Origin of the sequence: Rhodobacter viridis (assembly GCF_003217355.1) — a bacterium.
Lineage (GTDB): Bacteria > Pseudomonadota > Alphaproteobacteria > Rhodobacterales > Rhodobacteraceae > Rhodobacter > Rhodobacter viridis.
Window position 1 is genome coordinate 133,292 of record NZ_QJTK01000008.1, and the last position, 22,041, is coordinate 155,332.

The 22,041-nt window shown below is 64.3% G+C and carries 17 protein-coding genes and 1 tRNA gene; 8 read left to right on the top strand and 10 right to left on the bottom strand.

Annotation, left to right across the window (positions count from 1 at the left end; all coding sequences use genetic code 11):
• The first annotated feature begins 33 nt into the window (after window positions 1–33).
• The 4 genes from C8J30_RS11715 to C8J30_RS11730 all read left to right on the top strand — a co-directional run bounded on the left by C8J30_RS11715 (window position 34) and on the right by C8J30_RS11730 (window position 4,682).
• Window positions 34–1,137: an ABC transporter ATP-binding protein gene (locus C8J30_RS11715; RefSeq protein ID WP_110806029.1), complete on the top strand. Its 1,104-nt coding sequence runs from the start codon at window positions 34–36 to the stop codon at window positions 1,135–1,137.
• A gap of 148 nt (window positions 1,138–1,285) precedes the next feature.
• The gene (locus C8J30_RS11720) at window positions 1,286–2,359 is read left to right on the top strand and encodes an ABC transporter substrate-binding protein (RefSeq protein ID WP_110806030.1); all 1,074 of its coding nucleotides are present in this window, start codon (window positions 1,286–1,288) and stop codon (window positions 2,357–2,359) included.
• Window positions 2,360–2,453: 94 nt separating this feature from the next.
• Window positions 2,454–3,719 carry an ABC transporter permease gene (locus C8J30_RS11725; RefSeq protein ID WP_110806031.1) on the top strand — a complete coding sequence of 422 codons (1,266 nt, stop codon included), beginning with the start codon at window positions 2,454–2,456 and terminating at the stop codon, window positions 3,717–3,719.
• A 12-nt stretch (window positions 3,720–3,731) separates the two neighbouring features.
• Window positions 3,732–4,682: an ABC transporter permease gene (locus C8J30_RS11730; RefSeq protein ID WP_110806032.1), complete on the top strand. Its 951-nt coding sequence runs from the start codon at window positions 3,732–3,734 to the stop codon at window positions 4,680–4,682.
• 175 nt (window positions 4,683–4,857) lie between these two features.
• Here the strand turns inward: C8J30_RS11730 and C8J30_RS11735 are convergent, their stop codons facing one another.
• From C8J30_RS11735 to C8J30_RS11765, 7 genes are read right to left on the bottom strand one after another with little or no spacing between them, the layout of a single operon-like run.
• The gene (locus C8J30_RS11735) at window positions 4,858–5,808 is read right to left on the bottom strand and encodes an AEC family transporter (protein ID WP_110806033.1); all 951 of its coding nucleotides are present in this window, start codon (window positions 5,806–5,808) and stop codon (window positions 4,858–4,860) included.
• The gene (locus tag C8J30_RS11740) at window positions 5,808–6,608 is read right to left on the bottom strand and encodes an MBL fold metallo-hydrolase (protein ID WP_110806034.1); all 801 of its coding nucleotides are present in this window, start codon (window positions 6,606–6,608) and stop codon (window positions 5,808–5,810) included. The genes C8J30_RS11735 and C8J30_RS11740 overlap by 1 nt, the downstream gene beginning before the upstream one ends.
• Complete coding sequence (locus C8J30_RS11745; RefSeq protein WP_110806035.1) at window positions 6,601–7,398, bottom strand: TatD family hydrolase; 798 nt, start codon at window positions 7,396–7,398, stop codon at window positions 6,601–6,603. Before C8J30_RS11745 ends, C8J30_RS11740 begins: the two co-directional genes overlap by 8 nt.
• A gap of 15 nt (window positions 7,399–7,413) precedes the next feature.
• Entirely contained in the window at window positions 7,414–8,523 is a 1,110-nt protein-coding gene (locus C8J30_RS11750) for a DNA polymerase III subunit delta' (protein WP_110806036.1), read from the bottom strand.
• Window positions 8,520–9,140 (bottom strand): dTMP kinase, encoded by a 621-nt coding sequence (gene tmk, locus C8J30_RS11755; RefSeq protein ID WP_110806037.1) that lies wholly within the window; start codon window positions 9,138–9,140, stop codon window positions 8,520–8,522. The genes C8J30_RS11750 and tmk overlap by 4 nt, the downstream gene beginning before the upstream one ends.
• 4 nt (window positions 9,141–9,144) lie before the next feature.
• Window positions 9,145–10,305, bottom strand: coding sequence for a D-alanyl-D-alanine carboxypeptidase family protein (locus C8J30_RS11760; protein WP_110806064.1), 1,161 nt, complete (start codon window positions 10,303–10,305; stop codon window positions 9,145–9,147).
• Window positions 10,306–10,319: 14 nt separating this feature from the next.
• On the bottom strand, window positions 10,320–11,246 hold the full coding sequence (locus C8J30_RS11765) for an SPOR domain-containing protein (protein WP_245909792.1): 927 nt from the start codon (window positions 11,244–11,246) through the stop codon (window positions 10,320–10,322).
• 256 nt (window positions 11,247–11,502) lie between these two features.
• Here C8J30_RS11765 and C8J30_RS11770 point away from each other — a divergent pair.
• Window positions 11,503–11,592 (top strand) — tRNA-Ser (locus tag C8J30_RS11770).
• A gap of 777 nt (window positions 11,593–12,369) precedes the next feature.
• Here the strand turns inward: C8J30_RS11770 and C8J30_RS11775 are convergent.
• The 3 genes from C8J30_RS11775 to C8J30_RS11785 are packed head-to-tail and all read right to left on the bottom strand — an operon-like array spanning window position 12,370 to window position 17,889.
• Window positions 12,370–14,223: a hypothetical protein gene (locus C8J30_RS11775; protein WP_146227901.1), complete on the bottom strand. Its 1,854-nt coding sequence runs from the start codon at window positions 14,221–14,223 to the stop codon at window positions 12,370–12,372.
• Window positions 14,220–15,854, bottom strand: a complete 1,635-nt coding sequence (locus C8J30_RS19055) for a spike base protein, RCAP_Rcc01079 family (RefSeq protein ID WP_245909794.1) — start codon at window positions 15,852–15,854, stop codon at window positions 14,220–14,222. The genes C8J30_RS11775 and C8J30_RS19055 overlap by 4 nt, the downstream gene beginning before the upstream one ends.
• Before the next feature lies 1 nt (window position 15,855).
• Window positions 15,856–17,889, bottom strand: coding sequence for a host specificity factor TipJ family phage tail protein (locus tag C8J30_RS11785; RefSeq protein ID WP_181420857.1), 2,034 nt, complete (start codon window positions 17,887–17,889; stop codon window positions 15,856–15,858).
• 1,027 nt (window positions 17,890–18,916) lie between these two features.
• On the opposite strand from C8J30_RS11785, the gene C8J30_RS18330 reads away from it, so the two are divergent.
• Genes C8J30_RS18330 through C8J30_RS11795 form a run of 3 tightly spaced genes read left to right on the top strand, consistent with a single transcriptional unit; the run spans window position 18,917 to window position 22,017 of the window.
• Entirely contained in the window at window positions 18,917–19,378 is a 462-nt protein-coding gene (locus C8J30_RS18330; protein ID WP_220033721.1) for a hypothetical protein, read from the top strand.
• A 45-nt stretch (window positions 19,379–19,423) separates the two neighbouring features.
• Window positions 19,424–21,664: a CRISPR-associated endonuclease Cas3'' gene (locus C8J30_RS11790; protein WP_110806041.1), complete on the top strand. Its 2,241-nt coding sequence runs from the start codon at window positions 19,424–19,426 to the stop codon at window positions 21,662–21,664.
• Window positions 21,664–22,017 (top strand): GIY-YIG nuclease family protein, encoded by a 354-nt coding sequence (locus C8J30_RS11795; protein WP_110806042.1) that lies wholly within the window; start codon window positions 21,664–21,666, stop codon window positions 22,015–22,017. Before C8J30_RS11790 ends, C8J30_RS11795 begins: the two co-directional genes overlap by 1 nt.
• Window positions 22,018–22,041: the final 24 nt, after the last annotated feature.

Genomic DNA, 22,041 nt, shown 5'->3' on the forward strand with positions numbered 1-22,041 from the left:
TAACGAACCAGAAAAAACCACGGGGAGCCCGCATTGACTGCGACAACGACCGACGAAGGATTCGTCGTCTTCGACCATGTGCAGAAAAGCTATGACGGCGAGACTCTCGTCGTCAAAGATCTGAACCTGTCGATTGCGAAGGGCGAATTCCTGACCATGCTCGGCCCCTCGGGCTCGGGCAAGACCACCTGCCTGATGATGCTTGCGGGCTTCGAAACGGCAACGAACGGGCGCATCCTGCTGGACGGGACGAACATTAACGAATTGCCGCCGCACAAGCGCGGCATCGGGATGGTGTTCCAGAACTACGCGCTGTTCCCGCACATGACCGTGGCCGAGAACCTGTCCTTCCCGCTTGAAGTGCGCGGCATGGGCAAGTCCGAACGCGAAGCCAAGGTGATGCGCGCGCTCGACATGGTGCAGATGGGCAAATTCGCCCACCGCCGTCCGGCGCAGATGTCGGGCGGTCAGCAACAGCGCGTGGCGCTCGCCCGGGCGCTGGTCTTCGATCCGGCGCTCGTTCTGATGGACGAACCGCTCGGCGCGCTCGACAAGCAGCTGCGCGAACACATGCAGTTCGAGATCAAGCACCTGCACGACAGCCTTGGGCTGACCGTGGTCTATGTGACCCACGATCAGGGCGAAGCGCTGACGATGTCGGACCGCGTCGCCGTGTTCAACGATGGCCGGATCCAGCAGCTGGCGCCGCCGGATGAACTTTACGAGCGTCCGAAGAACAGCTTCGTCGCCCAATTCATCGGCGAGAACAACAAGTTGCCGGGCATTGTCGAAGAACTGGACGGCGAGAAATGCCTTGTCCGTCTGGCCACGGGCGAGATCATCGACGCGACGCCGGTGAACATCCGCCACAAGGGGCAGGAGACGCTGGTCTCGATCCGCCCCGAGCGGGTGGAATTCAAACCCGAGATGATGCCGCCGGGCGCCCACATGATCGACGCCGAAGTGCTCGAAGTGATCTACATGGGCGATATCTTCCGCACGCGCATGAAGGTTGCAGGCAGCACGGATTTCGTGATGAAGTCGCGCAACACGATCGGCCAGACCAAGCTGCACCCGGGCCAGCACGTGAAGATCGGCTGGCATCCGGCCGACGCGCGGGCGCTCGATCCGATGTAAGATCGGAACGATCGGGACCGAGGGATGAGATCCGGCCGCCATGCGGCCCAACCAAGACAAGATGCGGCGTCGCCGCCGCATCATCCGCAAAGCGGGGGCACATCCGCAGGCGGGCATCCAACAGCCAAATCAACAAGGGAGTAACCTCATGAAGAAACTTCTGATCGTCACCACGGCGCTGGTTGGCGTTTCTGCCGCCGCTCAGGCCCAGGAACTCAACGTCGTCTCGTGGGGCGGCGCCTACACGGTTTCGCAGGTCGAGGCCTATCACAAGCCCTTCACCGCTCAGACCGGCATCAAGATCAACTCGATCGACGCCGACAACCCGGCCGCTCCGGTGAAAGCCCAGTCCGAAGCCGGCAACGTCTCGATCGACCTTGCCGACGTCGAACTCTCCGACGCGATCAAGATGTGCGACGAAGGCCTGCTCGAGCCGATCGATCCGGCGACGCTGCCCGCCGCGCCCGATGGCACCCCGGCCACCGAAGACTTCGTGCCGGGCGCGATCCAGGATTGCGCCGTTGCGAACATCGTCTGGGCGACCGTCATCGCCTATGACAAGACCAAGGTTGGCGACACCCCGCCCACCACGGTGGCCGATTTCTTCGACACCAAGAAATACCCGGGCAAGCGCGGCCTGCTGAAAGCCGCCAAGCGCACGCTGGAACTGGCGCTTTACGCGGACGGCGTTCCGGCCGACCAGATCTATGAAGTGCTCGGCACCCCGGAAGGCGTTGACCGCGCCCTGAAGAAACTCGACACCATCAAGTCGGACATCGTCTGGTGGGAAGCTGGCGCGCAACCGCCGCAACTGCTCGCCGACGGCGAAGTCGTGATGACGAACGGCTACAACGGCCGTTTCTTCGCCGCCGAAGTCGGGGAAGGCAAGCCCTTCGGCACCGTCTGGGACGGCTCCTACATGGACTATGACCTGTGGGTGATCCCGAAAGATGCGCCGCACAAGGAAGATGCGAAGAAATTCCTGGCCTTCTCGACCGACACCCAGCGTCTCGCCGATCAGGCCAAGTGGATCTCCTACGGTCCGGCCCGCAAGTCGTCGAACGCCCTTGTCGGCCTTTACCAGGACGGCAAGACCGAAATGGCGCCCTACATGCCGACCAACCCGGACAACATGAAGTCGCCGATCTGGACCGACCCGACCTTCTGGGCCGACCATGACACCGAGCTGAACGAAAAGTTCAACGCCTGGCTGGCTGGCTGATCGCCCGAGTTTCGACGGGCGGGGGAAACCCCGCCCGACCGCCTCTCCGCCGCATCCCCTGCGGCGGCACTTCCTCACATGTCCGGGGAACCGAATGACCGACGCAACCACCGACCTTGCCACCGGGCCGATCACCACGAATGATGGCCGCCCGCTGAAAGAGGCCCTTGCCGCCTCGCTGGCTGTCCGCCGCCGCCGTGCCTTCCTGCTTGTTGCACCGCTCTTTCTGTTCATCCTGATCAGCTTCATCATCCCGATCGGGCAGATGCTGGGCAAGTCGATCTACAACGATGGCTTTTCGTCCCACGCCCCGGCGCTTGCCGCCTGGTTTGACGCGCATCCCGCAGGCTCTGCGATCGACGAAAGCGCCTATGTGGCGCTGCGCGACGATCTGGTGGCGATGAAGAAGGACAAGACCGCGGGCGAAGCGGGCACGCGGATCAACTACGACATCTCGGGGACGCGCTCGCTCTTCACCGCCGCTGCCCGCGGCGCCGAGAAGATGCAGCCGCCCTATATGGACGCCTTCCTGAAGCTCGACAAGAAATGGGGCGATCCCAATGTCTGGCGCGCGATGCGCTCGGCCTCGTCGCCCTTCACCATGGACTTCTATCTGGCTGCGAATGACCTCAAGCGCAATGAGGACGGCAAGATCGTCTCGGTGGGCGAGGGGCAGGCGGTCTACAAGAAGCTGATGCTGCGCACGCTGGTGCTATCTTTGGAAATCACCGCGATCTGCCTGCTGATCGGCTTCCCGATCGCGCATCTTCTGGCGACGCTGCCGATGCGCAAGGCGATGCTTTTGATGATCTTCGTGCTCTTGCCGTTCTGGACCTCGCTTCTGGTGCGCACCACCGCCTGGATGGTTTTGCTGCAGCAACAGGGCGTGCTGAACGATCTGATGGTCTGGCTTGGCATCATCGGCGACGATGGCCGCGTGCAGATGATCTACAACCAGATGGGCACGATCATCGCGATGACCCATATCCTGCTGCCCTTCACCATCCTGCCGCTCTATTCGGTGATGAAGACGATCCCGCCGAGCTATGTCCGCGCCGCGCGCTCGCTCGGGGCGACCTCGTGGACGGCTTTCCGCCGGGTCTATGTGCCGCAAACGCTGCCGGGTGTCGGGGCAGGGGGGCTTCTGGTCTTCATTCTGGCGATGGGCTACTACATCACCCCGGCCCTCGTGGGCGGCGCCGATGGGCAGATGATCTCCAACCTGATCGCCTTCCACATGCAGAAATCGCTCAACTGGTCGCTTGCCGCCGCCTTGGCCGCGCAACTGCTCGCCGTCGTGCTGATCTTCTTCTGGATCTACGACCGCCTCGTCGGCATCGACAAGATGAAGCTGGGCTGAGAGGACGAACCCATGGCACTTCCCGTCTACGCAACCCCGCTCGAAAAGCTGTGGCACTATACCTACCTTGGTATCTGTGCGCTGATCTTCCTGTTCCTGATCGCGCCGGTGATCATCGTGATCCCGCTCAGCTTCAACGCAGAGCCCTATTTCACCTTCACCGAGAAGATGATGACGCTCGATCCCAGCGGCTATTCGCTGCGCTGGTATGACAGCCTGATCACCTTCGGGATGCAGAACCCGGATGCGCCGCGGGATGCGGCCTTCTGGTGGGACTTCTGGCAGAATGCGACCTGGGTGCAGGTGACGAAGCATTCGGTGATCATCGGCGTCTTTGCCACGCTGATCTCGGCCGGGCTTGGCACCATCGCGGCGCTGGGTCTGACCCGCCCCGAGATGCCTTGGCGCAAGCCGATCATGGCGGTGCTGATCTCGCCGATGATCGTGCCGATCATCATCTCGGCCACCGGCATGTTCTTCTTCTACTCGATGAAGTGGATGCCGATGCTGACCGAGGACGGGATCGGCTTCGGACGCCTTGCGGGTACCTATGCCGGGATCATCCTTGCCCATGCGGCGCTCGGCATTCCCTTCGTGATCATCACCGTGACGGCGACGCTTTCGGGCTTCGACCAATCGCTGGTGCGCGCTGCCGCCTCGCTGGGTGCCAATCCCCGCACCGCCTTCTTCCGGGTGCAGATGCCGCTGATCATGCCGGGCGTGGTGTCGGGCGGGCTTTTCGCCTTCACCACCTCGTTCGACGAGGTGGTGGCCGTGCTCTTCATCGCGGCGAACGACCAGCAGACCATTCCGCGGCAGATGTGGAACGGCATCCGCGAGCAGATCAGCCCGGCGATCCTGGCCGTGGCGACGCTGCTCGTGATCATCTCGGTCGCGCTCCTGACGGTGGTGGAGCTTCTGCGCCGCCGCTCGGAACGTCTGCGTGGCATGAGCCCGACCTGAGACGGGGCGACATTCGGAACCGGAGAGAGGGGGCTCTGCCCCCTCTTTTTCTTTGCAAAATTCACCCCCGGGATATTTCGGGCAAGATAAAACTGCCCCGGTTTCAGGGATTTATCTTGCCAAAAATATCTCGGGGGGAGTCCCGCAGGGACGGGGGGCAGCGCCCCCCTCTTGCTTACGGCAGGATCGCGAGCCAGACCCAGATCGACAGGATCGAGAGGCCCGTGGCGATCAGCACGCTGGACGCCGCCACGCGCTGCGCCGTTCCGTAGAGGTTCGCGAACAGATAGGCGTTGACGCCGGGCGCCATCGCCGCCGTCAGCACCGCCGAGCGTAGCCCGGCCACTGGCGTGTGAAAGACGAAATGCGCGAGGCTGTAGGCGATGCCCGGGTGCACGATCAGCGAAAGCGCGGTCACCATCGCGATCGCGCGGCCGTCGCCCTCGGGGCGGTAGCGCAGCAGCACCCCGCCCAGACCGAAAAGCGCCGCGGGGAGCGCCGCCTGCGCGATCATGTCCATCGCCGCCATCAGCGGTCCGGGCACGGCTTGACCGGTCAGCGCCGAAAACGCCTGCAGGGCGAAACCGCACAGGATGCCGATGACGAGCGGCGTGCGCAGGATGCCGACAAGTGCGTTCAGCCCGACGCGCGAGAGCCCGGCACCGGTGCCGTGGCTTCGCACCCATTCCATCGCCACGATGCCCACCGTGTAGAAGAAGGGCGAGTGAAACGAGATGATTGCAAAGTTGCCCGCCAGCGCGTCCGGGCCATAGGCGCGCTCGGTGATCGGCACGCCAAGGAGCAGCGAGTTCGAGAACATCGCCGCAAAGCCGATCGCCACCGCATCGGGGCCGGTCCGCTTCAGCCAGATCCGCGCCGCAAGGCTGCCGATCGCAAAGCAGGCGAGCGCCCCGGCATAGAAGGACAGCATCGGGCCGGGATCGTAGCTGGCCGACAGGTCCAGCTTCGCGATCGAGCGTGCCAGCAGCACCGGCACGGCGAAATTCTGCGCAAAGCGCATCAGCCCCTCGACCGCGGGGGCGCTGAAAAGACCTTTCCACGCCACCAGATAGCCAAAGCCGATCACCAGAAAAACCGGCAGGATGACGTCGATCAGCGCCGACATCAGACGGAAAGTTCCAGCACCATCCCGTCATAGGCGGCGCGGACATGGGCCGGGGTCTCGCGCTCCAGATCCGAATGGTCGAGGTCGATATGCATGTTCGTCAGCACGGCTTCGCGCGGCGCCGCCCGCGCGATCCATTCGAGCGAGAGTGCCAGATGCGCGTGGCTCGGATGCGGTTTGCGCCGCAGCGCGTCGAGCACCCAGATGTCGAGCCCTTCGAGCACGGGCCAGACCAGCTCGGGAATGGCCGAGACATCGGGCAGATAGGCGAGCCCGCCGATGCGGAAGCCAAGCGCCGGGATGTTGCCGTGCTCGACCCGGAACGGGACCAGCGTCACCGGCCCGCCGGCGCCGGTGATGGTGAAGGGGCCCTCGATCCGGTTCAGATCGCAGATCGGCGGGTAGTCGCTGCCCGCGGGCTGCACGAAGGCATAGTCAAAACGCAGAAGCAGCGCCTCGGTCGTGGGGGGATCGGCCCAGACCGGCAGCCGCGCATGCATGTTGAAAGTGATCTGCCGGATGTCATCGAGCCCGTGCATGTGATCGGCATGCGGATGGGTGAAGGCCACGGCATCGAGCGTCGCCACCTCGGCGCGCAAAAGCTGCTCGCGCAGGTCAGGCGAGGTATCGATCAGCACGCGGGTAATGCCCTCCGCGCCGATCCGCTCGATCAGCATCGAGCAGCGGGTGCGGCGGTTCTTCGGGTTCGCCGGATCGCATTCGCCCCAATGACCGCCGATGCGCGGCACGCCGCCCGAGGAACCGCAGCCAAGGATGGTGAAGCGCAGCCGGTCAGCCATGGCAGGCCTTTGCGAAAAGACGGTCGAAATTGGCGCTGGTCGCGGCGGCGAAATCGGGGAGCGACAGGCCGAAGACCTCGGCGCCGATCTTCGCGGTATGGGCGGTATAGGCGGGCTCGTTCCTGCGCCCGCGGAAGGGCGGCGGGGCCAGATAGGGCGCGTCGGTTTCCAGCAAGATCCGGTCGAGCGGCGCGGTCTTGAAGATGTCGCGGATCTCTTGCGATTTCGGGAAGGTGGCGACGCCCGACATCGACAGATAGCAGCCGAGTTCGAGCGTCACCCGCGCCAGTTCCGGCCCCGAGGAGAAGCAATGCATGACGCAGCCAAAGGGTTTGCGGGCCATCCCCTCGGTCAGGATCGCGGCCATGTCGTCATCGGCGGCGCGGGAGTGGATGATCAGCGGCAGCCCGGTTTCCTGCGCGGCCTCGATGTGCAGGCGCAGGGAAACCTTTTGAATTTCAGCGCTTTCCGCGGTGTAGTGGTAATCCAGCCCGGTTTCGCCGATGCCGACAAATTTCGGATGCGCGGCAAGGGCGACCAGTTCCTCGACCGTCGCCATCGGTTCCTCGGCGGCGCTCATCGGATGGGTTCCCGCGGCCCAGAAGACGCCCTCGTATGCTTCCGCGATCGCCCGCACCTGCGGCACGCTGCGCAGGCGGGTGCAGATCGTCACCATCCGCGTCACCCCGGCCGCGCGGGCACGGGCGACGACCTCGGGCAGTTCTTCCGCGAAATCGGGGAAATCGAGGTGACAATGGCTGTCGACAAGAAGCGGAAGGGGCTCGGCCAAGGGACTCTCCTGCGCCTAGGGCGCGGCGTTGATTGCCAGAACCATATCCATGACCAGCGTCGCCGGGTCAAGGTTGACCGCCTTGCCATGCCGCGCCCGCGCGCCCAGATCCTGATGCAGCCCGGCCCATTTCTGCGCCGCCGCGCCATCGGGGCAGAGCCGGGTCAGCAGAGCGGCCTCGCCCGGGGCGGCCTCGGGTTGCGGTGGGCCGGTCAGACCGGCGCGGGCCAGACGGGCCAGAAACAGGTCCATCAGGCCGAGCATCAGATCAAACCGCGCCTCGTTGCCCTTGCCGGTCATGCCCTCGGCCAGCGCCCAGGCCTTTTGCCGGTCGATCCGGGGCAGGCCCGACAGAAGCCCGACCAGCGCCCGGTAGGCGTCGAGCCCGTCGAGATTGATCAGCCGGATCGCCTCGCCGACCGAACCACCGGCAAGGGCCGAGAGGGCCAGCGTATCCTCGGTCTCGGCGCCCGCGCCTTGAAGCGCCTGCGCCAGATCTTCGGGGGCCAGCGCCGCCAGCCGCAATTCGCGACAGCGCGAGCGGATCGTCGGCAAAAGCCGCGCGGGCTGGTGCGTGACGAGCAGGAAGGTGACCAAGGGCGGCGGCTCTTCGAGCAGCTTCAAAAGCGCATTCGCCCCGGCGGTCGCCAGTTCATCGGCGGCATCGACGATGACCACGCGCCGCCCGCCATCGGCCGCCGAAAGGTGCAGGAACGAGGTCAGCTTGCGCACCTCGACCACGCGGATGTCTTCCGAAAGGGCGGTTTCCTTGTCGTTCGGGCCGCGCTTGAGATGGAACAGCCGCGGCTCGGCCCCGGCCAGCAGACGACGGCTGACCGGATGCTCGGGGTCGGCGTCAAGGTGGCGCGGCGGCTCGGGGGCACCGAAGAGCCCGCCGCCCTCTTCCAGCGGTTGCGTCAGCAGAAACCGCGCGATGCGCCAGGCGAGCGTCGCCTTGCCGACGCCGCGCGGGCCGGTCAGCATCCAGGCGTGATGCAGCCGATGTGAGTTGAAGGCGGTCAGGAAATCCGCCTCGGCCTTGTCCTGACCGTAAAGATGCAGGGTCTGGCGCGGGTGGGGCGCACCCTCGATCTGCGTTGGATCGGGAAGCTCGTCGCGGCTCATGCGCGGGCCTGCAGCGCGGCAAGGGTCAGCGCCAGCACCTCGGCCGCGACGGCCTCTGGCGCACGATCGCCCTCGATCACCTTGAAGCGGTTGGAGAATTCCTGCGCGAGGGTCAGGAAGCCGTCGCGCATCCGGGCCTGCATGGCGAGCCCCATATCCTCGAAACGTTCCTCGTGGCCCTGTCGCCCCTTGGCGCGGGACAGCCCCACGGCGGGGTCGATGTCGATCAGAAAGGTCAGGTCCGGCTCGCGCCCGATCATCAGCCGGTGCAGATCATCGACCAACGCCCGCAGATCGCCGCGCGACAGGCCCTGATACATCCGCGTGCTGTCGGCAAAGCGGTCGCAGACCACGACCTTGCCCGCCGCCAGCGCGGGTTCGATCGTGCGTTCCAGATGGTCGCGCCGCGCGGCGGTAAAAAGCAGGATCTCGGTCTTCGCCGACCAGCGGTCGGGATCGCCCTGCAGCACCAGCGCGCGGATTTCCTCGGCCCCCGGGCTGCCGCCCGGCTCGCGGGTGCGAAGCACATCGCGTCCAAGTCCGGTCAGCGCCTCGGCCAGAAGCCGGGCCTGCGTGGATTTGCCCGAGCCGTCGATGCCCTCGAAAGTGATGAACATCGGCTCAGCTGGCAACCATCTGGCGCGCTTGCGCCATCAGCCGCCCGGCCGCCGAGGTGAAGCGGACCATAAACCCGCCCGCGGCCACGTCGGTTTCGGCCAGCAGCGGCACGGTGCGCAGGCCAAGCCCCGGCACGGTGATTTCCAGCCGACCAAGCTCGGCCCCGGCCTTCACCGGCGCGGTGATCGGGCCGGAAAAGACCGCCTCGGCCTTCACGCCCTCGGCCGCGCCCGCCGGGATCAGCATCGAAACATCCGTCGCGGGCACCAGCCCCACGGTCGCTTCCGAACCGAGCCAGACCGGCGCCTCGGCCAGCCGGGTGCCCTTCGGCGCCACGGTCTTCATCACGAATTGCCGAAACGCCCAGTTCGCCACCGCTTCCGCCTCCGACGCGCGGTCCGCCTCGGAGGCCAGCCCCGAGATCACGAAGACGATGCGCCGATCGCCCATCACCGCAGAGCCGACAAGGCCGTAGCCCGCCTCTTCGGTATGGCCGGTCTTCAGCCCGTCGGCGTGCCAATCGGCGGCGGCGATCTTCAGAAGCGGGTTGCGGTTGTGCGAATTCGCCGGGGCGCGGTTCTTGTAGTTGAACTGCGTCTCCGAGAAGAGCGGGTAATATTGCGGGAATTGCGTGATCAGCCGCACCGCCAGAATGCCGAGGTCATGCATCGACATGCGCTGGTTCGGATGCGGCCAGCCCGAGGCATTGGCAAAGGTCGATTTCGTCATGCCAATCATCTTCGCGCGCTCGGTCATCGCGGTGGCAAAGGCCTCTTCCGAGCCCGCCAGCCCCTCGGCGACGACGACACAGGCATCGTTGCCCGAGTTGATCGCGATCCCCTGCATCAGATCATGGACCGAGGGTCGGTCCATCTCGTTGAGGAACATCGTCGAGCCGCCCATCTGCTTGGCCTTGGTCGAGACGGCAAAGGTCGTGTCCATCGTGACGCGGCTTTCCGACAGCGCCTCGAACAGCATGTTCAGCGTCATCAGCTTCGACATCGAGGCGGGCGGGATCGAGATGTCGGCGTCCTTTTCCAGAAGCACCGTCTGCGTCGACAGATCATAGACCCAGGCCGCGCGGGCGCGGGTGTCGAAGGCCTGCGCGGGCAGGGCGGTCAGCACGGCAAGGGCGCAAAGCGCGATCAGGCGAAAAAACGGCATCGGCGCGGTGGTCCTCATCTCGAAACGGCATAGGCGTCGGGATAGCCGAGGCCCTTGATCTTGGCGAGCAGCGCGGTCTTGTCGCCAGCCGAGCCTGCCGGCCCCGCCACGACGCGCCAGAAGGTCTTGCCCTTGGCGCTTTCGGTGCGGATCGTGCTGGGAACGCCCGCTTTTTTCAGCTGGTCAACGGCGCGCTTGGCATTGGCTTCCTGCGAGAAGATGCCGATCTGCACGAAGCCCTTGGCCCCGGCCGCAGGTTTCGCGGCCGCGCCTGCGGGCGGTTTCGGCGGTTGGCCGGGCTTCGCATCGGCCGCGGCAATCGCGGCTCCGGCGGTGGCGGCAATATCGGCCGCGGGCTTTCCGCCTTTCGGCGGCGGCGCCCCGGGCTTGCCCGGCGCAGGTTTCTCGCCCGGTTTTCCGGGTTTGCCCGGCGGGGCTGCAAGCGGCGTCGCGGCGATATCCTCGGCCGGGGGCAGGGCGCCCTTGGCCCCCGGGGCCGGGGCGGCATCCGGGTCGGGCTGTTCCTCGCGGCGCAGGGCCACGACCGACAGCTTCGTCGGCGCCCCGGCGAGCATGTCGAGCGCCGCCGCGGCATCCGAAGACACCTGCAGCTTCGGGCCCGGGTTTTCGCGTTCGCGCCGGAACAGCGCGCCGATGACGAACTTGCCATTGGCCGGGTTGCGGATGATCACGCGTTCGGGGTCCTTGACGGTCGGATGCGCGACCCAGACGCCGCCGAGCGAGGGGCGCCCGTCCCACAGGCCCTCGTCATTTGCGGAAAAGACTTCGGGGGCTTCGACATCGCGTTCGACGATCCGGGCCGAGGTCGAGGCAGGGGCCGTCGCGCCCTCTTTCGGGGCGTCGGTCGGATCGGCGCCATTGCCCGTCATCTGGCATCCCCCAACCGTCAGCGCCGTGCTCAGCGCCAAGATCCACCGCATTGATCCGTTCATGCCCGTCTGCCCCTGCTCAATCGTTCCGAAACGCCGGGGATCAGCCCCGCCGGACCCGGCTGTTTCTGCTGCAGTCCCTTGTCGGGACCGTTCTGGACCGAGGGCGCAGCCCGCGCCGCTCCGGCCTGTCGGGCCGACTGTAGCGGGTTCGGCGCGGCAAGAAAAGCGGGCGCGGGGGGCGGCTGCGGATTCCGACGCCCGGATGCTTTCAGAATCGCGTGAGAGCGGTTAGGGCAGGGGGAACGGAAGTGTGGCCGAGTGGTTTAAGGCTCTGGTCTTGAAAACCAGCGAGGGGGAGACCCCTCCGTGGGTTCGAATCCCACCGCTTCCGCCACTTCCTGCTGGTATAATATAATCCTTAAAAATCAAAAGCATAGGTCAGACTGTCTTGGGATTCCCACACATGTCTTCCACACATGTTCCCCACACAGGTGATCTGCAGATACGACTTGGTTTGAACGTCGAATCGTCGCGGGCGTACCTGTGGGGTGTAGCGCGCCACGAAATTTTGTGTCACCCGACAAAAACACCCGGTACATCGGACAAAAACCGGGAACAGCTGGGAATAGCCGGTAACAGGCGATAACGCGCGCAATTACAATGTGTTAGATGGCGGCCGAAGCGTCTGGCATCGCTCGAACTTTGCACTTCGACGGCATGACGAGTTGCGACAAGGGCGCAGATAATCGTCCAAACAGTGATCGCAGGCGCCTTGGCTCACGTTGCCGAAAAACAGCCTAAAGCACAGATTTTACGGCATTTTACGGCGCATTGGAGAGGACGCGAAGCAGCCTGAACTTTGCACTTCGGAGGCATTCGGGAGCGTTGAGTGCAAAGTTGCGCTGTAGCGCGTGTAGCGCGCCACGAAATTTTGCAGTGTGTGCCACAGATATTTGCAGCAGATGAAAATCGTTAAGGGTTGTCTAATGGGGTTTTAGCGATCCCCATCACTCCCTCTCAGCGCGCCGAGCGGATGGACTTGCTGTCGCTGCCGGTCCAGTTTCGCGCGGATCGAGGCGATGGTCGTCATGGTTACGGCCATGCGGCGTCATCAGACCACTTGGGGCGCCAGTAGAACTGGTTGCTTGGAAGTGTCGGCATGATTTCCCCCTTACGGCGCGGCCACGAAACGGAATACGCCAGTCTGAATATAGCTATAGCCGGGAAACTCCCGCGTCTCCGCGAGGATATTCGTCGTCTTCGCGACGCGCATTGTCGTCGTGTGGATGTGCGTGTTGTAGCGCCACTTCTTGAGCACGGTCTCGTCCAGCCGTGTCGGGTTGACGTGCTGAAGCAGTGTCAGCATGGACTGCGGGTTGCCCATACCCATCACCGCGCCAGTGCCGTGCCGCCCTGTTGCCATGTCGATGAGCAGAGAGCCCTCAGCAACGGTGAGCGCCGGATAGTCGAAAATGTTCGTAACCGTGGTTGGGCCCGGGGAAGCCACAGACCGTTGCCCTGTCGCCCCGAGTGCGAAAGACGATGCCCCGCGGAGGACCAACACGCAGAAGCTGCAATAGGCGATGAGGCCCATTTTGTCGAAACTCGCCGGCCACGTCGCGCTGTTGTAGACCCCCCACGAGCAGTTCATCGAGACCCGGCGCGCGCTATCAGTAGCAGCGATCTTGGAGATAATCCGGTTCGGCACGAGCGCGTAGTAGGCGGGCTTGGTGGCGTCTCCTGGGTTTGCCCAAATGCCGTCGAGGTTGTTTTGCACAACGCCGATAAAAGCGACGATATCACCGTCTTGCAGGCCCGTTGGCATCGTAACAGTGAGGCCGGTTGACACCCCGGCTGTGTCATACCAGTCCATCGCCACGATCTGCACGGGGCTCGTGCCCTGCGTCAGCACATTTATCGGCGTCGCCCAGTTCGCGGAGTTGTTTGCTTTAATTTCGATTGCGTTGTCATGCCCGCCTAGAGCGAGCGGGATCGTCTGCGGCAACGTCGCGGCGGCGACGTTTGTCACCACCCCGGCCTGATTACGCAGATCAAAAGACGTTGCTCCCGCGGGCGCTTTGTAGACGGTGATGCTGTCCAGTGCATCGGCGCGCACGCCATATTCTGGGGCCGTCCAGCCGTCGCCGCCGAAACCATTCAAGGGCTCGGCCTGCACGATTTCCCAGATGATGTTGCGGAGCCATGTGGCCGTCGCTTCGGTGATCGATTTTGCCGGAGCCGTGAACATCGAGGCGAACGGCATTGTCGATTGCCGTTGGTAGATGGTGCAGAAAGCCGTCGTCGCAATCACAAAGCGCCCGACCTCTGACGGGTGACCGTCCGTGTAGGTACCCGCGGCCCCATGAAAGAGCATCATCGCGCCATTCGCGGCCGCGGCGGTCAGCAGTTCTGCGGGCGCAGTTCCGTTGAGAATTTCCTCGTAGACGCGGATGTGCACGTCGTTGAACGGGATCACTTTCATGGGCCGCGTGCCAGGGCGGCGCCCCGCGTTGATGTCATTGACCACCCAATTCCAGAGCCGCCTCCGATACAAGCTCTCCTGATACCAGGCCGCCCAAGATGCCCCAGCGCTGCCGGGCATCGAGCTATTCCAGATTTTGTAGAAATACGGGTCGGCGCCATATTGGTTTGCGAGGTCCAGCCACTTGACGCCGTAGCTGATCACGGTCTGATCTCCGATGCCGCCAGACATGTCGGACATGACGAAGATTTTGGTATTGCCGAGGGCCAGTTCGGCGCGGGCGTCGATGCCGCTTTCCTGCGGCAGTTCCCAGAACTGTTCGAGACCGGATGCTCCGATGAACTCAAATTTGTAGCTCGGTGTCCCTCCGTGGTAGGTGATCAATTTTGGCAGTTCGGTGTTGATAGCCGACCCCATCGACGCCGAAACGTTCACCACGCTTTCATTCAATGCATGAGGGGCGAACGCCGGTGCCGAAGTCACACTCATCGCCACGCCCATCACTCCCAGGCCGAGTCCTCCAAGACCAAGGCCAAGCATCATTCCCACCCCGTCAGGCCGGTTGCCGTGGTCCCCGTGGCCCAGATCCGGCGCGCCCAGATCGAATGCGTGCCCACCGGCAGCGGCCCGGTGGTGCAAACCGCCCCCGTGCGCGCATGGGTGTATTTCACCACCCCCGCCGCCGTGCCGATCGTCACCGCCCGCACGGGGGCCGCCAGATCCACCGTGTCGGAAGGCGTGACGGAAAAGGCCGAGAGCGCGGGGCTGTTCAGATCCACGGTGTCGAAGTCTAGTTCCGTCGCCATTGCTGCGTCTCCTTGTTCAAAGCTTGAGCCAGATTGCGGGCGCCGCCGCGGCGGTGATCTCGGTCGCGCTCCACCCCCAGTTGGCTGCTGCGGCAGTGGCGAAGGTGCGGAGGCGCTGCAGTGTCTTCCGCGCGCTGGTCGAAGGAGCACCGCCGTTGATGTCGGGTGTCGCCGTGATTGGCCACGTCGAAATCGACGCTGTGCCGGAGTAGCGGAAACCGATCCAGTAGGTGCGTCCTGCTCGCAGCTCATACCGCCATGAGCAGCTTCTTTGACGCCCGTTGCAGACAGATCGACGGTCGCGGTTTCGATCAGCAGCGCTGCGGGGCGCCCCGCAGCGTCGGACGCATAGATGACGAATTTCCCCAAAGCTCCGCCCATGGCAGCAGTGCAATTGACGGCGAGCGCAGCGACGGCCATGTCCGCCCGCGGAACATAGGGGAACAGGTCCATCCGGTTGGCGTAACCGGCGGCCGCTCCCAGCGCGCCACCGCCGCACCCGACAGTCGTCATCGCATATTCTCCGGAGACCGGGACGAGCATCGGAATCGCGGATTGTCCATCCAGCACCCGGCTCTCGTTGCCGACGAACGCCTTGATGTGGCCCGTGGCCGCATCGTGCCAGATCTGCCCCGCCTCGGGCGTGGTCGGGTCGGCCGCGCGGCCCGAGAGCACGAACGCGCCCGACCCACTGAACCGCTTGATGCCAGCAACGGTCTGGGTGGCGTCGAGCAGCATCAGATTTTCGGTGGTCCACGTCCCGTCGCCCCGCAAGAACGCGGCTGCGGCTCCTCCTGTCGCGGGCACCACACCTGCAGCGGTATCGCTGAAAGCACCGAGCATCGCCGTCAATTGGGTGGCCGTCAGCTCCTGAGGCGCGCCAGCAGCGGCGGTGCTGTTGCCCAGGATCCTTTTGGCCGCGATCGTCCGGGGGAAGAACGGCAACGAGAAAAAATCGGTGCCGGTGCAGACCACGATGACAGTGCGGCCAGCGGCGATCTGCAGCGTTGCGGCACCGTCGATCAGGGTCGGGGCCACCGGCGTCACCGTGATCGCGCCAGTCCCGGAGTTGCGCACGACGATGCACCATCCGGCCGCCGCACTCACCGCGCTGGGGAGCGTCAGTGCCCAGGTGCCGCTGCAGGCGATGAGCTTGCCGCGGTCATCAACGGCCACGGTCGTGGCGGCAGCGCAGGCGACATGGGCAGCCATCAGCGCGCCAAGCGTCGCCAGCGCGGTCGAGGTCAGGCCATCGGCGCCAAGCAGCCCTGCGAGGAATGCCCGCAGGTTGGCGAAATTCTCCCGCATCGCGGCGTGGCTCGATGGGGGCGTGGTCAGAGTTGCGGTCGTCGGCAAGGGTGTCGCCATGTCAGGTACTCCAGAACGGGGTGGAATCGCCCAGCCAGAAGGGCGCGGTATCGGCAATCCAGAAATCGGGGATCAGCGTGCCGAGAGTGGTCGCGACCCACGGACCCGCCGTCAGCCCGACGGCACGAACGCGGATCATGGTGCGGTTGGGATAGAGGATGTCGCAGGCATAGGCGGCAGAGGTCGTATCTCCAACCCGCGTCCAGGTGACGTCGCTGTCGCTCGGGTCATCGCCTTCAGCCATCTCGAGCTGGTAGCTGTCTGCGCCCGGGGCGGGCTGCCACGCGAAGACGGCTTTCGTCGCGCTGTCCGCCGAGCGGCGCCCGATGAGGCCGCGCACTACCGGCCGCGTCGCCCGTGCGGGCAGCTGTGACCAGACGACCGGCGGCGCGACAACCCCATCCTCGGCGGTGTGTACAGACGGGTCTTCAATGACCGCTTGAATGGTGTATTGCGTGAGCGATTTTGCCGAAACGTCGGCGACCTTCGCCAGCGCCGCCCAGGTCGTGCCCACCCCGAAAGAGACATGCGTTCGTTCCATGTCCGCCCCGGTCGCAAGGGCGAAGTCGGGCGCCGTCGCCAAGATCAGATGATAGGCGTCCGCTCCAGCCGTGACAGCGATGGGGCCGCACAGAGAGCCGTCCGGGCGGCGAAGGCCGAGGTAATGCACACCTGATGCCTCGAAGGTCATCGGCTCCGAAAGCGTCAACCGCCGGGTCGGCCCATCCCATGCCAGAGCTTCGGCCTGCGCCCCCCAGGCGGGCATCGAATGCTGAACCGAGATCAGCTCGCCGATCATCGGCATGCGCCCTTCCATCTCGGTATCGAAGCGCACGATGCGTCGGCGGCGCTGGTTCGCGGCTGCCAGATAAGTGCCATCCCGCACGGCCTGATCGCGGCCAGTGACGCCAAAGAGTTGCGCCTTTGCCGCCTTCGGCGCCCGGCTGCCCGGGATGCGGCAGCGCACCGTCTGCTCAGACCACGACACCGCATCGAAATAGCTCACCAGGATGGTGTCCGCGGTGTCCGCGGTCGGCATCAGATAATCGACCGAAAAAGATCCGCTCTGGATGTTGCGCTCCGAAAAATGCAGCGTCGGCACCGAGGCCAGACCATCGCGCACGGTGCGCAGGACGCCGCCCTGGACGAAACAGGCCGCGCGGCCCGCCCGGGCGATCTTCTGGATCTGGTCCCACCAGGTCCCCGGCTGGTCAAAGCGCGCATCGAAGCGATCGCCACGCGCATCCCACAGCGCGGCGAGATCCAGCAGCGCGTCCAGATCAATTTCGGCATCGGCCATGCCGGGTCCGTAGTCGGAGTTGCGGGCGGCATCGGCGATGGCCCAGGCGATCGAGCGGGTCGCGACGGGATCCGTCCATCCTGCCCCAGTCCAGACCGGCAGCTTGCGCGTCGCCAGAACCGCAATCTGCCGTGACGCCTGCATCGACAGGTTGTTCGTCGCCCGCATCCGCACGGCGATCAGGGTAACCGGGCCGAAGTTCTGCGGCTTGCGCAGGTACGCACGTAGCCCAGCAAAGAGCACGACGTGCCCGTCAGCGGAGCTGGTCGATTTGGCATCGTTGCGATACGCGCGAACGGCATACCGGCCAGGCACAACAGAGAACCGGTAAGACCGTCGGATCGAGGTATTCGTGCGGTCGGTGATCGATCTGGTTCCGAGCACATTCCATTCGCCGATCGGCTGGCCCAGATCATCGATCTGTCTGGCCTCGAATGTCACCGACAGCGATTTCGCCGCCAGCGAGCCACTGCCGCCCGCGAACAGACCGTAAGGCAACACCAAATCCACGCCAATGACGGTTGTGATCGTATCTGCTGGTGCAGCAACAAATCCGACAGCTCCGCCCCCGAGGACAGACTTGAGCGTCAGGCTGCCCGAGGCGGAACCTGAGGTGGCCGACGTGACGGACCAGACCCAAGTTCCCGTGAAACTTTGAGAGTAGGTGTGCTCGCCGTCATACTCGGTCCATGATCCCGTCACGGTTCCGGATCCGACCCCCTCAGGCGCAGTCACGGTGATCCCCTCCGGGGCCCGCCGGTGTCGCCAAGCGCATCCCAGCAGCGGGCGCGGATAAGGGAACAAGAGCAGGACTGGCTGCCCCGTCGCGCGGCCATGCGCTGTTTCTGTGACCGTGATCGTCGTCCCGGGTTTGACGTAGGTCCCGGACTTGGCCCCCCCCCCCCAGTTCCTGCCCGGAGACCTCATCGGACGCCACGACGGCTGTGGGGAACAGGGTGACAGTTCCGCCGGGCGGAATGATTTCGGTCTCCACCTCGGAAAATGCAGTGATCGGCGTGTCCTTGATCCGGATTTCCTCGATCGCGAACCCTCCAGCGCCGAGGCAAAGCAGCTGGTATTGAAATGGGTCGCCGTTGGATCGACGTGTGACAGATCTCCGCCACGTCGATGATCGTGCATGACAAAGCGCAGATGTTCCTCGGATGCATCCCTTTGAACCGCAGGACGACAGGGAACCCTTTTCCTGAAACAGGAAATACATTTTCAAATTTTGGCTGGACGGACATGATTTCCTCGGGAAATCTGCTGCAAGGACATTGTCCAACCTGCCCCGAAAATCGCCGCATCCTTTTCATTCACGGCTCCGTGAAGTTTTCATGGAGTTTACTCAGTAGATATTTTGCAATCCGCTGGCGCGGATTTCAAAATACCCGTTTGCTCAGGGGATACCCCCGAGACCCCTTCTCGCAATCCCAGACTAGCCGGAAGTGCCGCGACCAGCATGCTGCTGGCCCGGACCCATTTTCCTGAATTGGGTTTTCCTGATTTATTTGACTGTTCGACATGGCCCGCAAACCAACTCATTCCCTTGACGTTCGACGCAGCGAAGCTTTGCGAGGAGTTTCGTCGGTGTCATTCCGCGTGCGATCGGTCACGCCGGATTTCGAGGTTTTCCACAATCGCGGAAAATCGAACGCCTGACTTTCTCAAAATGACCGGGAATCTTCGTCGGTCTGTTTGAGTTTTTCTATCGGAGCCGAGACGATGGTGGTTGAAAGCGCGGGAGCCCGTCTGCACGCCCTTGCGATCTACGACCGACAAAATCGATGGCGAGGACGTTTCCGCGCGTCTGTTTGACGACATCCATGCGCTGGCGAACCTTTGCGCCAATGCCGTCATTCCCAAGAGTTCGTCCGCACCGATTGCTCTGGAAAGCGTTCCGGATTTCGTGCTGTCACGCGATGATGCACGGTTGCTTCCTCTGGATGGGCCGATCGGCACGGACCTGTCGTTTCTTGCGCCCGTCTCGGCACCGCTCAAGGGGCGACGGGGTGAAATGCGCCGAGCCGGAACCCAGACGAGGCTTCGGATCGACTGCACATTCCGGGGACCATCTCGCGCGATCATTTCCAGCGCGTTCAGCGCGTCACCGCCGATGGGATCGCGGCTTCGGTCCGTGCGCGGTCCTCCTCAATCGCCCCATGAAGCCGATGCCGACCCAAATCTCTGGTGGGGTCGATGCGGGCTTGCCGGAAGTGTGTGATGGTGGTGGGATGGGGAACGCCTTTTGGTTGAATCGAGATTTCCAATGACCCACTATGCGCATTCCGGAACGAAGGACGACCGATCCGACTGGCAGAGCCTGCCCGACCATCTTGAGGCGGTGGAACGTTTGGCGCGGGCGCGGGGGGAGAGGCTCGGCCTTGGCACGGCGGCGGCTTTGGCCGGGCGGCTGCATGATCTGGGAAAATATGATCCGGCTTTTGACCGGGTTTTGCGCGGTGAAAATGGCCCGGTTGTCGATCACTCGACCGCCGGGGGCAGGGTGCTGCTCGCCCCGAACTCCGGGTGCCCGCAGCCGGTGGCCGAGGGGCTGGCGCAGGCGATCCTTGGTCATCACGCGGGCCTGCCCGACATGGACAACGGCAAGGACAACCGCGATCTGAAAAGCCGGATCGCCACCCCCGGGGCGACGCTCGACCCGGAATGGAAATCGCATCTGCCCGTTGATTTCAGCGCCGTTTCCGCCGAATTTCGCGCCCATATGCGCAAGGACACGGCCGGGTTCGATCTTTCGGTCGCGGTGCGGATGGTGTTTTCCTGCCTTGTCGATGCCGATTACCGCGACACCGAGGCGTTTTACGACGCGCTGGAGGGGCGCGCCCGCGACCGGGACTGGCCCGCATTGCAAGATCTTTTGCCCGATTTGCAACGGCGGTTTGCGGCGCATATGGCGCAGTTCGAGGCCACGACCGACCTCAATCGGCTGCGCGCGGACATCCTTTGCCATGTCCGGGCCAAGGCCGACATGCCCCCTGGTCTCTTCACCCTCTCGGTGCCGACGGGGGGCGGGAAAACCCTTGCCTCGCTTGGCTTTGCGCTCGATCACGCGGCGCGGCACGGGCATCGGCGGATCCTCTATGCCATCCCCTACACCTCGATCATCGACCAGACGGCGAAAGTCTTTGGCGACGTTCTGGGGCACGAGAACATGCTGGAACACCACAGCGCCATCGAGATCGAGGGTATGAAAGAGCTTAGCCGCGACAAGATCCGGCAGGCGATGGAGGACTGGGCGGCGCCGGTCATCGTCACGACGAATGTGCAGCTCTTCGAAAGCCTGTTCGCGGCGCGGCCGTCGCGGGTGCGCAAGCTGCACAACATCGCCGGATCGGTGATCGTGCTGGACGAGGCGCAATGCCTGCCGCGCAGGCTTCTCGCGCCGACACTGGCGATGATCGACACGCTTTGCGCACACTATGGCTGTACGATCGTGCTTTGCACCGCGACGCAACCGGCCTTTGACAGCGGGCAATTGCCCTCGGGCGGGCTGCCGCTTTCGGGGCGCGAACTGGCGCCCGATCCTGACGCCTTGGCGCGGCGGCTGGAACGCGCCCGGATCGGGCAGGGCGGCACGATGGACGATGCCGCGCTGGTGGCGGCGCTGACAGCAACGCGGCAGGGCTTCGTCATCGTCAACAGCCGCAAACATGCGCTGGCGCTGTTCGAGGCGGCAAAGGCGGCGGGGCTGGAGGGGCTCATCCATCTGACAACGCGGCAGTATCCTGCGCATCGGCGCGCGATCATCGAGGGGATCAAGACGCGTCTGAAGGACGGTCAGCCCTGTCGGCTGATCGCCACCAGCCTGATCGAGGCGGGGGTGGACCTTGATTTTCCCTGTGGCTGGCGGGCCGAGGCGGGGCTCGATTCCGTCATTCAGGCGGCAGGAAGGGTGAACCGCGAGGGGAAAAGGCCTCTCGAAGCCTCGGTCCTGACGGTCTTCGCCGCGCCCGAGAACCCGCCGCCTGCCGATGTCGCGCAACTGGCCAAGGCGATGCACAAAGTGGCCCGAGAGCGCGGTTTTGACACCCTGCTGGCGCCCGAGGCGATCCGCGACTGGTTCGAGGAGGTCTATTGGCGGGCGGGCCCTGAAAGACTCGATGAACACCAACTGACGAAGAAATTTGACTTCAGCTATCCTTCCACGAATTTCGCCTTTCGCACGGCGGCCGAGAGCTACCGGATGATCGAAAGCCCGATGGTGCCGGTGATCATCGCCCGCGACGTGGAGGCGCAGGACTGGGTGCGGAAGCTTTCCGACGCCTGGGAAAAGTCCGGCAAGATCGCCCGTGCGCTGCAACCCTTCACGGTGCAGATCCCGCATCTGGCGCGCGAGACGCTGCGGGCGAACGGCAAGGGGGACTTCATCGCCCCGGACCTGCGCGGCGATGCGTTTTTCGTGCTGAGCGATCCCGAGCTTTACCGCGACGAGACCGGGCTTTGGTGGGAACAGGCCGACTATCTGAGCGCGGATCAGGCGGTGGTGTGATGCTCTCTCCTGCCCGCCGCTCAGGCTATTCTGTTATCTACAAGGTCACATGGCCGAACGGAAAAATCTATGTTGGCAGCGATTTGACGGATTCAATCAGCTACTTTGGAAGCCCCGATGATCACCTGATCTCGCAGGATTTTCCAACTCGGGAGGCGCGTCAGAGGATTACCGTGACACGCGAGATACTGTGGGAGTCCAATACGGCAAGCAAGGCTGAGGTGCTGGCGCTGGAGAGGCGGCTGATTGTGGAGTTGCGGGCGAACGATCCGACCATCGGTTATAACCGCCGTCCAGTTTTCCGAGATGCGGCCGAGAATTCTTCCCCTTGCACGACTCAACTCAAGGGATAAGCTGGCCCGAATTCGAGGTGACCT

Bases quoted from the DNA above. Each gene is read 5' to 3' on its own strand.
- C8J30_RS11720 (WP_110806030.1), top strand. From the start codon at position 1,286: ATGAAGAAACTTCTGATCGTCACCACGGCGCTGGTTGGCGTTTCTGCC.
- C8J30_RS11725 (WP_110806031.1), top strand. From the start codon at position 2,454: ATGACCGACGCAACCACCGACCTTGCCACCGGGCCGATCACCACGAAT.
- C8J30_RS11730 (WP_110806032.1), top strand. From the start codon at position 3,732: ATGGCACTTCCCGTCTACGCAACCCCGCTCGAAAAGCTGTGGCACTAT.
- C8J30_RS11735 (WP_110806033.1), bottom strand. From the start codon at position 5,808: ATGTCGGCGCTGATCGACGTCATCCTGCCGGTTTTTCTGGTGATCGGC.
- C8J30_RS11740 (WP_110806034.1), bottom strand. From the start codon at position 6,608: ATGGCTGACCGGCTGCGCTTCACCATCCTTGGCTGCGGTTCCTCGGGC.
- C8J30_RS11750 (WP_110806036.1), bottom strand. From the start codon at position 8,523: ATGAGCCGCGACGAGCTTCCCGATCCAACGCAGATCGAGGGTGCGCCC.
- tmk (WP_110806037.1), bottom strand. From the start codon at position 9,140: ATGTTCATCACTTTCGAGGGCATCGACGGCTCGGGCAAATCCACGCAG.
- C8J30_RS11760 (WP_110806064.1), bottom strand. From the start codon at position 10,305: ATGCCGTTTTTTCGCCTGATCGCGCTTTGCGCCCTTGCCGTGCTGACC.
- C8J30_RS11765 (WP_245909792.1), bottom strand. From the start codon at position 11,246: ATGCGGTGGATCTTGGCGCTGAGCACGGCGCTGACGGTTGGGGGATGC.
- C8J30_RS11775 (WP_146227901.1), bottom strand. From the start codon at position 14,223: ATGATGCTTGGCCTTGGTCTTGGAGGACTCGGCCTGGGAGTGATGGGC.
- C8J30_RS19055 (WP_245909794.1), bottom strand. From the start codon at position 15,854: ATGGCGACACCCTTGCCGACGACCGCAACTCTGACCACGCCCCCATCG.
- C8J30_RS11790 (WP_110806041.1), top strand. From the start codon at position 19,424: ATGACCCACTATGCGCATTCCGGAACGAAGGACGACCGATCCGACTGG.
- C8J30_RS11795 (WP_110806042.1), top strand. From the start codon at position 21,664: ATGCTCTCTCCTGCCCGCCGCTCAGGCTATTCTGTTATCTACAAGGTC.